The organism is Pseudomonas sp. GD03944 (genome assembly GCF_029839275.1).
GTDB lineage: Bacteria > Pseudomonadota > Gammaproteobacteria > Pseudomonadales > Pseudomonadaceae > Aquipseudomonas.
The window spans coordinates 85,326-99,985 of record NZ_JAOCAH010000006.1 but is presented as its reverse complement, the minus strand read 5'-3'; the positions used below and the strand labels follow the sequence as shown (position 1 = coordinate 99,985).

The window sequence follows — 14,660 nt, the reverse complement described above, 5'->3', positions numbered from 1 at the left end:
CAACGAAACGCCAGTCGATCCTATGTTCTAGTTGCTGTGGCGCACCATGTCTACATGGGGGATGCCGGCGTCCAGGTATTCCCCGCTGACGATGGCAAAGCCCAGCTTTTCATAGAAGGGCGTCGCGTGCACCTGGGCACTGAGCATTTGTTGCTGCAGGCCACGCTTTTCCGCTTCTGCCACCACGGCGCGGATCAGCGCATCGCCGACTTTCAGCCCGCGCCAGTCCTTGAGCACCGACACCCGGCCGATATGGCCATCGTCCAGCAGGCGCGCGGTGCCGATCGGGTAGTCGTCTTCATAGGCGAGGAAGTGCACGGCTTCTGCGTCCTCGGCATCCCACTCCAGCTCCGGTGGCACGGCCTGCTCGGCCACGAACACCGCTTCACGAATGCGCCGCAGCTCGGCGTTGTCCTTCTGCCAGTCGGCCAGACGGACGTGAATCTCACTCATCGGCAAACTCCAGGCTGCCTTGCTTGACCAGCTCCCAAAGGAGGTTACGCGCCTCGTCATCGGCCAGCCACGGGCCAAGATTTTCGACATGTAACGCGTCCGCCGAGCACACCAGCTTGAGCAGCTCGCGCAGGCTCTCGGAGAGCAGGCGGCTCTGGCCGCTGGCGAACAGCACCAGGTCTTCTCCGACTTCCGACCAGGCCATGCGGGCGCTCGGGTTGCGCACCATCACCGCGCCGTCTTCCAGGGTCTCGAGGAAGGTCGCTTCGTCGATGTCGATACCGGCGATCAGCTCGGGGTATTTGGGCTCGGTCATGAATTGGCCGAACCAGGTCATCAGCAGGCGCTCGTCACCCATGTGCTCGTTGAGCAGGGCCTTGAGGCGATCCAGGGCGTCGCGCTGGATCTGGGTCGGGTCGCTGGCGGGCTGGGCGTCGGCATCGCTGTAGCGTTCTTCCTCGGGCAGGAACTGACCCAGGAAATCGGTGAAATGGGTCAGGACTTCGGCGGCGCTCGGCGCACGGAAGCCTACGGAATACGTCATACAGTCATCCTCAGCGGTACCACAGTGGGCCAGGAGCGGCGGCAGGTAGAGCATGTCGCCGGGTTCCAGGACCCATTCATCGGTTTGTTCGAAATCGGCAAGAATCTTCAGGTCGGCGTGAGCAAGCAGCGGGCTGTCGGAGTTGCACACCTGACCAACCTGCCAGCGGCGCTTGCCGTGGGCTTGTAGCAGGAATACGTCGTAGTTGTCGTAGTGCGGGCCGACACCGCCACCGGGGGCGGCGAAGCTGATCATCACGTCGTCGATGCGCCACTTGGGCAGGAACTTGAACTGTTCCAGCAGCTCGGCCACGTCCGGCACGAACTGGTCGACGGCCTGCACCAGCAGGGTCCAGTCGCGCTCCGGCAGGTCGGCGAAGGCGTCTTCGGCGAAGGGGCCGCGGCGCAGCTCCCACGGCGTCGCGCCGTGCTCGATGACCAGGCGCGACTCGACTTCTTCCTCGAGGGCCAGACCCGCCAGCTCGTCAGGGGAAATCGGGCTTTCGAAGTCGGGGATCGCCTGGCGCACCAGCAGCGGTTTCTTTTGCCAGTAGTCGCGCAGGAACTCGCGCGCTGTGAGGCCGCCCAGCAATTGCAGTGGAATATCAGGATTCATTGCTAAGCCTTTGAAATAAATAAATATCGTTAAACAAAAACGCCCGGCTCAGCCGGGCGTTCAATGGGCTGTTTCGCTTCAGATGCGCTTGGCCTGGGCCACCGCGTTGCCAATGTAGTTGGCCGGGGTGAGCTGTTTCAGTTCCGCCTTGGCGTCGGCCGGCATGTCGAGGCCGTCAATGAAGCTGAGCAGGGCTTCCGGGCTGATGCCCTTGCCGCGGGTCAGCTCTTTGAGCTTCTCGTAGGGGTTCTCGATGGCGTAGCGGCGCATCACGGTCTGGATCGGCTCGGCGAGCACTTCCCAGCAGGCGTCCAGGTCTTCAGCAATTCGTTGAGTATTGAGCTCCAACTTGCTGATTCCCTTGAGGCTTGCCTCGTAGGCGATGACGCTGTGGGCGAAGCCGACACCCAGGTTGCGCAGCACGGTGGAGTCGGTCAGGTCGCGCTGCCAGCGGGAGATCGGCAGCTTGCTGGCCAGGTGCTGGAACAGGGCGTTGGCGATACCCAGGTTGCCTTCGGAGTTTTCGAAGTCGATCGGGTTGACCTTGTGCGGCATGGTCGAGGAGCCGATTTCGCCGGCCACGGTCTTCTGCTTGAAGTAGCCCAGGGAGATGTAGCCCCAGACGTCGCGGTCGAAGTCGATGAGGATGGTGTTGAAGCGGGCGATGGCGTCGAACAGCTCGGCGATATAGTCGTGCGGCTCGATCTGCGTGGTGTAGGGGTTCCACTGCAGGCCCAGGTCGCCTTCGATGAACTGGCGGGCGTTGGCTTCCCAGTCGATACGCGGGTAGGCGGACAGGTGGGCGTTGTAGTTGCCCACGGCGCCGTTGATCTTGCCCAGCAGCGGTACGGCTTCAACCTGCACGATCTGGCGCTCGAGGCGGTAGACCACGTTGGCCAGTTCCTTGCCCAGGGTTGTCGGCGAAGCCGGCTGACCGTGGGTGCGCGACAGCATCGGCACGTCGGCGAATTTCACCGCCAGCTCGCGGATGGCACCGGCGATCTGGCGCATCAGCGGCAGCAGCACGGTGTCGCGGCCTTCGCGCAGCATCAGGGCGTGGGACAGGTTGTTGATGTCCTCGGAGGTGCAGGCGAAGTGGATGAACTCGCTGACCGCGTTGAGCTCCGGCAGCTTGGCGGCCTGCTCCTTGAGCAGGTATTCCACGGCCTTGACGTCGTGGTTGGTGGTGCGCTCGATTTCTTTCACGCGCTCGGCGTGCTCGACGGCGAAGTTGTCGGCCAGCTCATTGAGCACGGCCTGGGCTTCGGCGGAGAACGGCACGACTTCGGTGACGCCTTCGTGTGCGGCCAGGCGCTGCAACCAGCGAACCTCGACCAGGACGCGGAAACGGATCAGGCCGTATTCGCTGAAAATGGGGCGCAGGGCGCTGGTTTTGCCGGCATAGCGGCCATCGACGGGGGAAACCGCGGTGAGCGAGGAAAGCTGCATGGGAGGCGTTCTCGGACAATCGGGCGTTGAAAAGGGCGCACATCATACATGAAAACGGCGCCCGGACTGCGATTGCCCGACAGCCGTTCAGCGCTTGCGCCGGGTGATCGACAGCAGGCTGGCGATGAGGATCAGGGCGGCGCCGAGCAGCGACGTCAGGTCCGGGGTCTCGCCCCAGCGCCACCAGGCGATGGCCCCGGCGAAGACGATGGCCAGGTAGGCCACCGGACCGATCAGGCCGGGCGCCGCCAACACGTACGCCTTGGACATGATCAGCTGGCTGGCGGTGGCCAGTAGGCCGATGCCCAGCAGCAGTGCCAGGTCATGCTCGCTTACCGGCTGCCAGGACCAGGTCAGGGGGATCGCCGAGATCAGGGCGCTGAACAGCGAAAAGTAGAAAACGATGCGGTAGGCCGGCTCGGTGTCGCTCATCTCGCGGATCGAGACAAAGGCGAACGCCGCCATGATGCTGGCCGAAAGACCGATCAGTGCCTGACTGTCGAGCAGGGCGGCAGAGGGCTTGGCCACCAGCAATACGCCGATCAGGCCGACCACCGTGGTGCCGAGGATGCGTTTGCTCAGCGGTTCTTTCAGCCACCAGCGGGCAATCAGTGGCGTGAACAGCGGCGCGGCATAGGTGAACAGCATGGCGTCGGCCAGCGGCAGGTGGGCGATGGCGTAGAAGAAGCAGTACATCGCCGCCAGGCCGTAGCCGGCGCGGCCCAGGTGCGAGCCGAGGCGCTGGGTGCGCAACGGGCGCACGCCCTTGAGCAGGATCAGTGGCAGGAAGAACACCACGCCGACCAGGTTGCGGAAGAACACCACCGACTCGTTGTTGACGCTGCCGGAGACTTCGCGCACGCCAACGCCCATGCAGGCGAACAGCAAGGCGGAGAGAGCGAGCAGCGCGGCGCCCTGTAACGGCTTGTCCAGGCGCCCGTTCACGATCCGTCAGCCCCGCAGCAGCGGGTAGAGTTCCTTGAGCAGCTTGCCGCGGCCGAACACCAGCTGCCAGCGGTGGCCGCCCAGTTGACGCCAGAGACGGGCCGAGCGGATGCCGGCCAGCAGCAGCGCGCGGATTTTCGCGGCATTGTCGGGCTGCTGCAGGTGGCGCATGTCGCCCTGCACCTGGATGCGCTGGCGGAAGGTGCTGATGGTGTCCTGGTACAGCGCGCCGCAGGAGGCGACGACATTGTCGTGCACCAGGCCGAAGTGTTCGACCTGCTGCTGGATCTGGTCCAGGCGGCTGCCCATCAGTTGCAGCAGGTCGTCGCGCTTGGCCAGTTGTCGCTCCAGGGCCAGCAGGGCAAGGGCATATCGCAGCGGGTCGCGCTGCAGGCTGGTGGGGTCGCGCTCCAGGGCGCTGGCGAGGGCCTTGTAGCCATCGCGCAAGTTGAGGTCATCGCCGCTGTAGACGTCCAGCGTGCTTTGCGGGTCGCGGACCAGCAGGCTGCCTAGCATGCAGGCGACGGCGGGGTCGCCGATCTGGCCGGTGCGCGCGAGCTTGTCGACCAGGACCGCGGACTCGAACACGGCGCCGAGGGCAATCAGTTGTTCCTGGATCGGGCTCATTGGGCGTTTTCCTTGCTGCTCCAGGGGTCGGCAATTTCGATGACGCCGCCGCCGAGGCAGATTTCACCGTCGTAGAACACCACGGACTGACCCGGGGTGACGGCCCGCTGTGGCATGGCGAAGGTGGCGCGGTAGCCGGTGTCGGTCTTTTCCAGGGTGCAACGCTGGTCGTCCTGGCGATAACGCACCTTGGCCGTCAACTGGCGCGGGCTGCTCAGGTCGATCGGGTTGACCCAGTAGATGTCCGAGGCGAGCAGGGCGCCCGAGAACAGCCAGGGGTGGTCATTGCCCTGGCCCACGACCAGCACGTTGCGCTCCAGGTCCTTGCTCAGCACGTACCAGGGCTCGTCGCTGGCGTCCTTGAGACCGCCGATGCCCAGCCCCTGGCGCTGGCCGATGGTGTGGTACATCAGGCCATGGTGGCGGCCGATGACCTCGCCCTCGGTGGTTTCGACGTCGCCGGGCTGCGCGGGCAGGTACTGCTTGAGGAAATCGCTGAAGCGGCGCTCGCCGATGAAGCAGATACCGGTGGAGTCCTTCTTCTTCGCCGTGGCCAGCTCGTATTTCTCGGCGATCGCGCGCACCTGGGGCTTTTCCAGCTCGCCCACCGGGAACAGGGTCTTGGCGATCTGCTCGCCGCCGACGGCGTGCAGGAAGTAGCTCTGGTCCTTGTTCGGGTCCAGGCCCTTGAGCAGTTCGGTGCGGCCGTCGATGTCGCGGCGGCGCACGTAGTGGCCGGTGGCGATCAGGTCGGCGCCGAGCATCAGGGCGTAGTCGAGGAAGGCTTTGAACTTGATCTCGCGGTTGCACAGGATGTCCGGGTTCGGCGTGCGACCGGCCTTGTACTCCGCCAGGAAATGTTCGAAGACGTTATCCCAGTACTCGGCGGCGAAGTTGGCGGTGTGCAGCTTGATGCCAATCCTGTCGCACACGGCCTGGGCGTCGGCCAGGTCATCCATGGCGGTGCAGTATTCGGTGCCGTCGTCTTCGTCCCAGTTCTTCATGAACAGGCCTTCGACCTGATAGCCCTGTTCGAGCAGGAGCAGGGCGGAAACGGACGAATCGACACCGCCGGACATGCCGACAATTACGCGTTGGGTGCTAGGTGCTTGCATGGGAGTCTGCGAGTGAAACCGGAAAAACCGCGGAGTCTACCAGAAAGCCGCCGGGCCGATCAGTCTCGCACCAGTTCCAGCGCGCCGCGCTCGCCGGCCAGGTAGTCGTCTACGCAGCGCAGGACCAACTCGCTGCGCCAGCGCTCGGGCTGGCTGGCCAGCTCGTCGCGGGTCAGCCAGGTGATGCCGCTGATGTCGGTGTCCAGCGAGCGCTCCGGGTGGTGACGCAGGGGGCGGGCGATGAAGCAGATGCGCTGGTAGGTCACGCCGTTGCTCGGGGCGGTATACAGGTAGATGCCCAGCAGGCCGGTGAGCTCGACGTCCCAGCCGGTTTCCTCGAGGGTTTCGCGCAGCGCGGCATCGCGCAGCGATTCGTCGGGTTCCAGGTGACCGGCGGGCTGGTTGAGCACCAGGCGGCCGCCCTTGAGTTCTTCGACGAAGAGAAAGCGGCCCTGGTCTTCGATGACCGTGGCGACGGTGATATGCGGATTCCAGCTCATGGGTGGGCCTCGAAAAGTGTCGATCATAGGGTAATTGTTCGGGGTGCTGGGATTCGGGTTGCTTTCCAGCGTGGGCTGGCGGGGCTGTTCTCCGGGGCCAGAATGACGAACCCCGGCACGGGGCCGGGGTTCGTCAGGGTTGCAGGATCGGCCAGGATCAGGCGTTCAGTGCGTCCAGAGCCGCGTTGAAGGTGGTGCTCGGGCGCATCACCTTGCTGGTCAGCTCAGGGCTGGAGCGGTAGTAGCCACCGATTTCAGCCGGTTTGCCTTGAACGGCAGCCAGCTCGGCGACGATGGTCGCTTCCTGCTCGGTCAGGGTCTTGGCCAGCGGCGCGAAGTGGGCCTTCAGCGCAGCGTCCTCGTCCTGGGCGGCCAGGGCCTGGGCCCAGTACAGCGCCAGGTAGAAGTGGCTGCCGCGGTTGTCCAGTTCGCCTACCTTGCGCGCCGGGGACTTGTTGTTGTCCAGCAGCTTGCCAGTGGCCTGGTCCAGGGTCTTGCCGAGCAGCTTGGCCTTGGCGTTGCCGTTCTTGATGCCGGTGTCTTCCAGGGAGACGGCCAGGGCCAGGAACTCACCCAGGGAATCCCAGCGCAGGTAGTTCTCTTCCACCAACTGCTGAACGTGCTTGGGCGCCGAACCACCGGCACCGGTTTCGTACATGCCGCCACCGGCCATCAGCGGAACGATGGACAGCATCTTGGCCGACGTGCCCAGTTCCATGATCGGGAACAGGTCGGTCAGGTAGTCGCGCAGCACGTTGCCGGTCACCGAGATGGTGTCCTGGCCACGGATCTGACGCTCCATGCTGACGCGGATGGCTTCGTTGTAGCCCATGGAACGGATGTCCAGGCCGGTCAGGTCATGCTCTTGCAGGTAGGCGTCGACCTTCTTCTGCAGTTCGCGGTCGTGGGCGCGCTCCGGGTCCAGCCAGAAGATGGCCGGGGTGTTGGACTGGCGGGCACGGGTAACGGCCAGCTTGACCCAGTCACGGATCGGGGCGTCCTTGGTCTGGCAGGCGCGCCAGATGTCGCCGGCTTCCACGTCGTGCTGCATCAGCACGGTGCCATCGGCGGCTACGACGCGCATGGTGCCGTCAGCGGTCATTTCGAAGGTCTTGTCGTGGGAGCCGTACTCTTCGGCCTTCTGCGCCATCAGGCCGACGTTCGGCACGGTGCCCATGGTGGTCGGATCGAACGCACCGTTGGTTTTGCAGAAGTTGATCATTTCCTGGTAGATGCGGGCGTAGGTGCTTTCCGGCATCACGGCCTTGGTGTCTTTCTGCTTGCCGTCCTTGCCCCACATCTGACCGGAGTTGCGGATCATCGCCGGCATGGAGGCGTCGACGATCACGTCGCTCGGGATGTGCAGGTTGGTGATGCCCTTGACCGAGTCGACCATGGCCATTTCAGGGCGATGGGCATAGACCTCGTGGATGTCGTGCAGGATTTCTTCCTGCTGGGAGGCGGGCAGGGACTTGATCTTGTCGTAGACGCTGCTGATGCCGTTGTTCGGGTTCACGCCCAGCTCTTCGAACAGCGCGCCGTACTTGTCGAACACGTCCTTGTAGTAGACGGTGACGGCGTGGCCGAAGACGATCGGGTGGGAGACCTTCATCATGGTCGCCTTGACGTGCAGGGACCACATCACGCCGGTTTCCTTGCAGTCCTGCAGGGTCTTCTCGAAGAAGGCGCGCAGCTTGTTGCAGCTCATGAACATGCTGTCCAGAACTTCGCCTTCCTGCAGTTTCAGGGTCTTTTTGACGTCGACCTTGCCGTCCTTGCCCACGAACTCGATGCGCACGTCACCGGCCTTGGCCATGGTGATCGACTGTTCGCTGGAGAAGAAGTCGCCGCCGCGCATGTAGTCGGCGTGGGACTGCGACGCCATGTTCCACTTGCCCATAGAGTGCGGGTGCTTGCGGGCGTAGGCCTTGACGGCGGCCGGGGCGCGGCGGTCGGAGTTGCCTTCACGCAGGACCGGGTTCACGGCGCTGCCCAGCACTTTGCTGTAGCGGGCGCGGGCATCTTTCTCGGCGTCGGTCTGCGGGTCTTCCGGGAAGTTCGGAATGTTGAAGCCCTGGGCCTGCAGTTCGGCGATGGCGCCCTTGAGCTGCGGCACGGAGGCGCTGATGTTCGGCAGTTTGATGATGTTGGCGTCTGGCTGCAGGGTCAGCGTGGCCAGCTCGGCGAGGTCATCGTCGATGCGCTTGTCGGCATCCAGTTGGTCGGCAAAGCTCGCCAGGATACGCCCAGCAAGAGAGATGTCGCGGGTTTCGACGGAAATGTCAGCTGACTTGGCGAAGGCTTCTACAATTGGCAGAAGCGAGTAGGTGGCAAGGGCGGGAGCTTCGTCGGTGAAGGTATAGATGATCTTCGAGGGGGTGGACATTTAGAGTTAACTCTCTTCTTTGCTGAGCGTACACAGAATCTCGACATGCGCAGGTAGGCGCCTGGGCTCTCCGTTGTCGAAGAGCCCGTGGTCGAGGACTCGCCGCGGTGATGTTGGATGCACCAGTAGAGTGTCGAGCATTTCGAGTCACCGAATCGCGGTGGCAAAACGGCGAGATCAAGAGGCGATCGTCTCGTGCGAGACGGGACCGCTCCTTATGACTTGTTAGTCATCGGCGCAGTATAACACTGCGTCCATGCGTCGCAGAATGCCTTGGCGCATAAGACCAACGAACATGTGGTTTCATCGGAATCAACTACGTTACTCTCAGGCAGATGAGCACTGTTTAACCACAAGACGGAGTCCAGCATGGGATACCAAAAGATCCAGGTGCCAGCAACCGGTGACAAAATCACCGTCAACGCCGACATGTCGCTCAACGTACCCGACAACCCGATCATTCCCTTCATCGAAGGCGATGGCATCGGCGTGGATATTTCCCCTGTCATGATCAAGGTCGTCGATGCGGCCGTGGAGAAGGCCTACGGCGGCAAGCGCAAGATTTCCTGGATGGAGGTCTATGCCGGCGAGAAGGCCACCCAGGTATACGACCAGGACACCTGGCTGCCCAAGGAAACCCTGGAAGCCGTGCGTGATTACGTGGTGTCGATCAAGGGCCCCCTGACCACCCCGGTCGGCGGCGGTATCCGCTCCCTGAACGTGGCGCTGCGCCAGGAGCTCGACCTCTATGTCTGCCAGCGTCCGGTGCGCTGGTTCGAAGGCGTGCCGAGCCCGGTGAAGAAACCTGGCGACGTCGACATGGTGATCTTCCGCGAGAACTCCGAAGACATCTATGCCGGGGTCGAGTGGAAGGCAGGCTCCCCGGAGGCCAAGAAGGTCATCAAGTTCCTCACCGAGGAAATGGGCGTCACCAAGATCCGCTTCACCGAAAACTGTGGCATCGGCGTCAAGCCGGTTTCCCTCGAAGGCACCAAGCGCCTGGTGCGCAAGGCTCTGCAGTACGCGGTGGACAACGACCGCAGCTCGGTGACCATCGTGCACAAGGGCAACATCATGAAGTTCACCGAGGGCGCCTTCAAGGAATGGGGCTACGAGGTGGCGCGTGACGAGTTCGGTGCCGAGCTGCTCGATGGCGGCCCGTGGATGCAGTTCAAGAACCCGCGTACCGGCAAGAACATCGTGGTCAAGGACGCCATCGCCGACGCCATGCTCCAGCAGATCCTGCTGCGCCCGGCCGAGTACGACGTGATCGCCACCCTCAACCTCAACGGTGATTACTTGTCCGACGCCCTGGCGGCGGAGGTGGGTGGTATCGGTATCGCCCCGGGCGCCAACCTGTCCGACACCATCGCCATGTTTGAGGCAACCCACGGCACGGCGCCCAAGTACGCCGGTCAGGACAAGGTCAACCCGGGCTCGGTGATCCTGTCGGCCGAGATGATGCTGCGCCACATGGGCTGGACCGAGGCGGCGGACCTGATCATCAAGGGCACCAATGGCGCCATCGCGGCGAAGACCGTGACCTATGACTTCGAGCGTCTGATGGACGGTGCCAAGCTGATGTCCTGTTCGCAGTTCGGCGACGCAATGATCAGCCATATGTGAACTGACGAGTGGTAAAAGAAAGGCCGGTCATCTGACCGGCCTTTTTCATGGTGAATCAAACACCGAGGTGTCAGACTTCAACCGTCGTGCCCTGAGGCAGGCTCACTGCAGCGGGCTTTTCGGTGGTGGCCGACAGCGCGCTGATGTTTACGGCGTGGAGTCCTTTAGGACCTTGAATAATATCGAAGCTTACCGGCTGGCCAGCTTTGAGCGTCTTGTAACCGTCCATCTGGATAGCCGAGTAATGGGCGAACAGGTCCTCATCTCGGCCATCGGCGAGGATGAACCCATAGCCTTTGGCGTTGTTGAACCACTTGACCTTACCGCTGAGCATGCTGATATCCCTCTGCAAAGGACTCCATCACTGGAGTATCATCCACTTCGATCCCGCGCACGACTCAACCGGTTGGACGAAAAGGCGCGGAACCCCTCACACCCTAATCAAGGGTATTCATTGTTTGTAACACCGTTTTGCCGATAGTCAAGGCCATGCTGTAACCGGCTGCGAAGGCGGTCAAACTCTTTCCAGAACTCGAATTCGTCCAGCCATGAACCTTTATTCCGACATGCATGCAAGTAGCCAGATTCGACTAACATTCAATCAGGATCGCCCCGCAACGCATGAGGATGACGCCGCCGGTGTGGCCGTGCAGGAATCCAAACCGGCGTTGCAGGCACCTCCGCTGTATAAAGTGGTCCTATTCAATGACGACTACACACCGATGGATTTCGTGGTCGAAGTGCTCGAGGTGTTTTTCAACCTTAATCGGGAGCTGGCGACCAAGATCATGCTGACCGTCCATACAGAGGGACGAGCCGTGTGCGGCGTGTTTACTCGCGATATCGCTGAAACCAAAGCGATGCAGGTAAATCAATACGCGAGAGAGAGCCAGCATCCACTACTCTGTGAGATAGAGAAGGACGGTTAACGCCGGCCGCTTGGGCATGAGGTGAAGCTATGTTAAATCGAGAGCTCGAAGTCACCCTCAATCTGGCCTTCAAGGAGGCTCGCACCAAGCGTCATGAGTTCATGACGGTTGAGCACCTCCTGCTGGCCCTGTTGGACAACGAGGCCGCCGCCAGCGTCTTGCGCGCATGTGGGGCGAACCTGGACAAGTTGCGCCATGACCTGCAGGAGTTCATCGATTCCACCACGCCATTGATTCCCCAGCACGATGAGGAACGCGAGACCCAGCCAACCCTGGGCTTCCAGCGTGTCCTGCAGCGTGCGGTCTTCCATGTGCAGAGTTCCGGCAAGCGTGAAGTAACCGGCGCCAACGTGCTGGTGGCGATCTTCAGCGAGCAGGAAAGTCAGGCCGTGTTCCTGCTCAAGCAGCAGAGCGTTGCCCGCATCGACGTGGTCAATTTCATCGCCCACGGCATTTCCAAGGTGCCGGGCCATGGCGGGCATCCCGAGAACGAGCAGGAAATGCAGGATGAGGAGGGCGGTGAGTCCTCGACGTCCGGCAATCCGCTGGACGCCTACGCCAGCAACCTGAACGAACTGGCGCGCCAGGGACGGATCGATCCGCTGGTTGGCCGCGAGCAGGAAGTGGAGCGCGTCGCGCAGATCCTCGCCCGTCGCCGCAAGAACAACCCGTTGCTGGTCGGCGAGGCTGGCGTGGGCAAGACCGCGATCGCCGAAGGCCTGGCCAAGCGCATCGTCGACAGCCAGGTGCCGGATCTGCTGGCCGACAGCGTGGTCTATTCCCTGGACCTCGGCGCCTTGCTGGCGGGAACCAAGTACCGCGGCGATTTCGAGAAGCGCTTCAAGGCGCTGCTCAACGAGCTGCGCAAACGGCCCCATGCAATTCTGTTCATCGACGAGATCCACACCATCATCGGCGCGGGTGCTGCGTCCGGCGGCGTGATGGACGCGTCGAATCTGCTCAAGCCCATGCTGTCCTCGGGCGAGATCCGCTGCATCGGTTCGACCACCTTCCAGGAATTCCGCGGCATCTTCGAGAAGGACCGCGCCCTGGCGCGTCGCTTCCAGAAGGTCGATGTCACCGAGCCTTCGGTGGACGACACCTACGGCATTCTCAAGGGCCTCAAGGGGCGCTTCGAGCAGCACCACGGCATCGAATACAGTGACGAGGCGTTGCGTGCAGCCGCTGAGCTGGCGGCACGCTACATCAATGACCGGCACATGCCGGACAAGGCCATCGACGTCATCGACGAGGCGGGTGCCTTCCAGCGCCTGCAGCCGGAAGACAAGCGTGTGCAGCGTATCGACGTGGCCCAGGTGGAAGACATTGTGGCGAAGATCGCCCGGATTCCGCCAAAGCACGTCACCAGTTCCGACAAGGAGCTGCTGCGCAACCTCGAGCGCGACCTCAAGCTGACGGTGTTCGGCCAGGATGCGGCCATCGATTCGTTGTCCACGGCGATCAAGCTGTCCCGTGCCGGTCTCAAGGCGCCGGACAAGCCGGTCGGCTCGTTCCTGTTCGCCGGTCCTACCGGTGTCGGCAAGACCGAAGCCGCCCGTCAGTTGGCCAAGGCCATGGGCATCGAGCTGGTGCGCTTCGACATGTCGGAGTACATGGAGCGGCACACCGTGTCGCGCCTGATCGGTGCGCCGCCCGGCTACGTCGGTTTCGACCAGGGTGGCCTGCTGACCGAAGCCATCACCAAGATGCCGCACTGCGTCCTGCTGCTCGACGAAATCGAGAAGGCGCACCCGGAAGTCTTCAACCTGCTGCTGCAGGTCATGGACCACGGGACGCTGACCGATAACAACGGCCGCAAGGCGGACTTCCGCAACGTCATCCTGATCATGACCACCAACGCCGGGGCGGAAACCGCTTCCCGCGCGTCCATTGGCTTCACCTACCAGGACCACTCGTCCGATGCCATGGAAGTGATCAAGAAGAGCTTCACGCCGGAGTTCCGTAACCGCCTGGACACCATCATCCAGTTCGGTCGCCTGAGCCACGAAGTGATCAAGAGCATCGTCGACAAGTTCCTCACCGAGCTGCAGGCGCAGCTCGAAGACAAGCGTGTCATGCTCGAGGTCAGTGATGCGGCGCGGGGTTGGCTGGCCGAGAAGGGCTACGACGTGCAGATGGGCGCTCGCCCGATGGCGCGCCTGATCCAGGATCGGATCAAGCGTCCGCTGGCGGAGGAGATTCTGTTCGGCGAGCTGGCCGAGCACGGTGGTGTCGTGCACATCGACCTGGAAGATGGCGAGCTGACCTTCGACTTCGAAACCACAGCTGAAATGGCCTGATAACAGGTCGGCTCCAAGCAAAAAGCCCGGTGCATGCGCCGGGCTTTTTTATGGGTGCGTGTTGCGCGAGGGCGGTGGTGCAGGTCGTCGCAGCAACAAAAAAACGCCCGGCAATGGCCGGGCGTTTTGACTGGTGCTTGGCTTAGCGGGCGCGGTAGGTGATGCGGCCCTTGCTCAAGTCATAAGGCGTCAGCTCTACGCGAACCTTGTCGCCAGTCAGAATGCGGATGTAGTTCTTGCGCATCTTTCCGGAGATGTGCGCGGTTACGACGTGCCCGTTTTCCAACTCCACGCGGAACATGGTGTTGGGCAGGGTGTCGACGACAGTGCCTTCCATTTCGAAGCTGTCTTCTTTCGACATGCAGTAAAGCCCTCGGTATCCAATGAATGGCCCGGTGCAACTGGCGCCAGGCAAAAGCGGCGTGCATTGTGCCCGAAAAGTGGGGATTACGCCAAGGGCTTAGGTGACGACGACCCAGCGTTGATTGACGAACAGCTCTATCGGGCGGTACTGGGTCTTGTAGCTCATTTTCCGGCAGTTCTTGATCCAGTAACCGAGATAGACCGCGTGCAGGCCCAAACGTGCGGTTTCTCCGATCTGCCACAGGATGGCGAAACGCCCCAGGCTGCGGCGCTCTTCGCTGGGGTCATAAAAGGTGTAAACCGCCGACAGGCCGTTGGGCAGCAGGTCGGTGACGGCGATAGCCAGCAGGCGATCGTCGTGGCGGAACTCGTAGAACCGCGAAAAAGGCAGGTCGCGCACCAGGAAGGTGGAAAACTGCTCGCGGGTGGGCGGGTACATGTCGCCATCGGCGTGCCGCTGCTCGATGTAGCGGACATACAGGGCGTAATACTCTTCGGTGAAGGTCGGTTTCACGGCCGTCACCTCGATGTCGGCATTGCGCTTGAGAATACGGCGCTGCTGGCGGCTGGGGCTGAAGGGTTCGGCAGGAATGCGGGCCGGTACGCAGGCCGTGCAGCGCTGGCAGTGCGGGCGATAGAGGTGATCGCCGCTGCGGCGAAAGCCCATCTCCGACAGTTCGGCATACACGTCCGCATCCATGGGCTGACTGGGGTCGAGGAACAGCGTGGTGGCCTGTTCTTCGGGCAGGTAGCTGCACGGGTGAGGCTGGGTAGCATAGAACTTCAGGCGGGCCAGCTCGGTCATGTT

Annotated in this window: 14 protein-coding genes; 3 read left to right on the top strand and 11 right to left on the bottom strand. The window is 62.6% G+C overall.

What is annotated here, in order from left to right:
• Positions 1–27: 27 nt before the first annotated feature.
• The 8 genes from N5C28_RS11615 to N5C28_RS11580 all read right to left on the bottom strand — a co-directional run bounded on the left by N5C28_RS11615 (position 28) and on the right by N5C28_RS11580 (position 8,634).
• The gene (locus tag N5C28_RS11615) at positions 28–453 is read right to left on the bottom strand and encodes a GNAT family N-acetyltransferase (protein WP_279822426.1); all 426 of its coding nucleotides are present in this window, start codon (positions 451–453) and stop codon (positions 28–30) included.
• Complete coding sequence (locus tag N5C28_RS11610; RefSeq protein WP_279822425.1) at positions 446–1,612, bottom strand: cupin domain-containing protein; 1,167 nt, start codon at positions 1,610–1,612, stop codon at positions 446–448. Before N5C28_RS11610 ends, N5C28_RS11615 begins: the two co-directional genes overlap by 8 nt.
• Positions 1,613–1,690: 78 nt before the next feature.
• Positions 1,691–3,061 carry an adenylosuccinate lyase gene (gene purB, locus N5C28_RS11605; protein ID WP_279822424.1) on the bottom strand — a complete coding sequence of 457 codons (1,371 nt, stop codon included), beginning with the start codon at positions 3,059–3,061 and terminating at the stop codon, positions 1,691–1,693.
• An 87-nt stretch (positions 3,062–3,148) separates the two neighbouring features.
• Positions 3,149–4,006, bottom strand: coding sequence for a DMT family transporter (locus N5C28_RS11600; RefSeq protein WP_279822423.1), 858 nt, complete (start codon positions 4,004–4,006; stop codon positions 3,149–3,151).
• 6 nt (positions 4,007–4,012) lie between these two features.
• Positions 4,013–4,633, bottom strand: a complete 621-nt coding sequence (gene hflD, locus N5C28_RS11595; protein WP_279822421.1) for a high frequency lysogenization protein HflD — start codon at positions 4,631–4,633, stop codon at positions 4,013–4,015.
• Entirely contained in the window at positions 4,630–5,748 is a 1,119-nt protein-coding gene (mnmA, locus tag N5C28_RS11590; RefSeq protein ID WP_279822419.1) for a tRNA 2-thiouridine(34) synthase MnmA, read from the bottom strand. The genes hflD and mnmA overlap by 4 nt, the downstream gene beginning before the upstream one ends.
• Positions 5,749–5,807: 59 nt before the next feature.
• The gene (locus N5C28_RS11585) at positions 5,808–6,248 is read right to left on the bottom strand and encodes an NUDIX hydrolase (protein ID WP_279822417.1); all 441 of its coding nucleotides are present in this window, start codon (positions 6,246–6,248) and stop codon (positions 5,808–5,810) included.
• 157 nt (positions 6,249–6,405) lie between these two features.
• Entirely contained in the window at positions 6,406–8,634 is a 2,229-nt protein-coding gene (locus tag N5C28_RS11580; protein ID WP_279822416.1) for an NADP-dependent isocitrate dehydrogenase, read from the bottom strand.
• A gap of 369 nt (positions 8,635–9,003) precedes the next feature.
• On the opposite strand from N5C28_RS11580, the gene icd reads away from it, so the two are divergent.
• Positions 9,004–10,260, top strand: a complete 1,257-nt coding sequence (icd, locus tag N5C28_RS11575) for an NADP-dependent isocitrate dehydrogenase (protein ID WP_279822414.1) — start codon at positions 9,004–9,006, stop codon at positions 10,258–10,260.
• A gap of 70 nt (positions 10,261–10,330) precedes the next feature.
• Here the strand turns inward: icd and cspD are convergent, their stop codons facing one another.
• Positions 10,331–10,594 carry a cold shock domain-containing protein CspD gene (gene cspD, locus N5C28_RS11570; protein ID WP_279822413.1) on the bottom strand — a complete coding sequence of 88 codons (264 nt, stop codon included), beginning with the start codon at positions 10,592–10,594 and terminating at the stop codon, positions 10,331–10,333.
• 232 nt (positions 10,595–10,826) lie between these two features.
• Between cspD and clpS the strand changes: the two genes are divergently transcribed.
• Together clpS and clpA are read left to right on the top strand one after the other, a co-directional pair.
• Complete coding sequence (gene clpS, locus N5C28_RS11565; RefSeq protein ID WP_279822652.1) at positions 10,827–11,189, top strand: ATP-dependent Clp protease adapter ClpS; 363 nt, start codon at positions 10,827–10,829, stop codon at positions 11,187–11,189.
• 29 nt (positions 11,190–11,218) lie between these two features.
• Complete coding sequence (clpA, locus tag N5C28_RS11560; protein ID WP_279822411.1) at positions 11,219–13,489, top strand: ATP-dependent Clp protease ATP-binding subunit ClpA; 2,271 nt, start codon at positions 11,219–11,221, stop codon at positions 13,487–13,489.
• Between the two features lie 142 nt (positions 13,490–13,631).
• Here the strand turns inward: clpA and infA are convergent, their stop codons facing one another.
• Positions 13,632–13,850 carry a translation initiation factor IF-1 gene (gene infA, locus N5C28_RS11555; RefSeq protein ID WP_002553999.1) on the bottom strand — a complete coding sequence of 73 codons (219 nt, stop codon included), beginning with the start codon at positions 13,848–13,850 and terminating at the stop codon, positions 13,632–13,634.
• 99 nt (positions 13,851–13,949) lie between these two features.
• Positions 13,950–14,657: an arginyltransferase gene (locus N5C28_RS11550; RefSeq protein WP_279822410.1), complete on the bottom strand. Its 708-nt coding sequence runs from the start codon at positions 14,655–14,657 to the stop codon at positions 13,950–13,952.
• Positions 14,658–14,660: the final 3 nt, after the last annotated feature.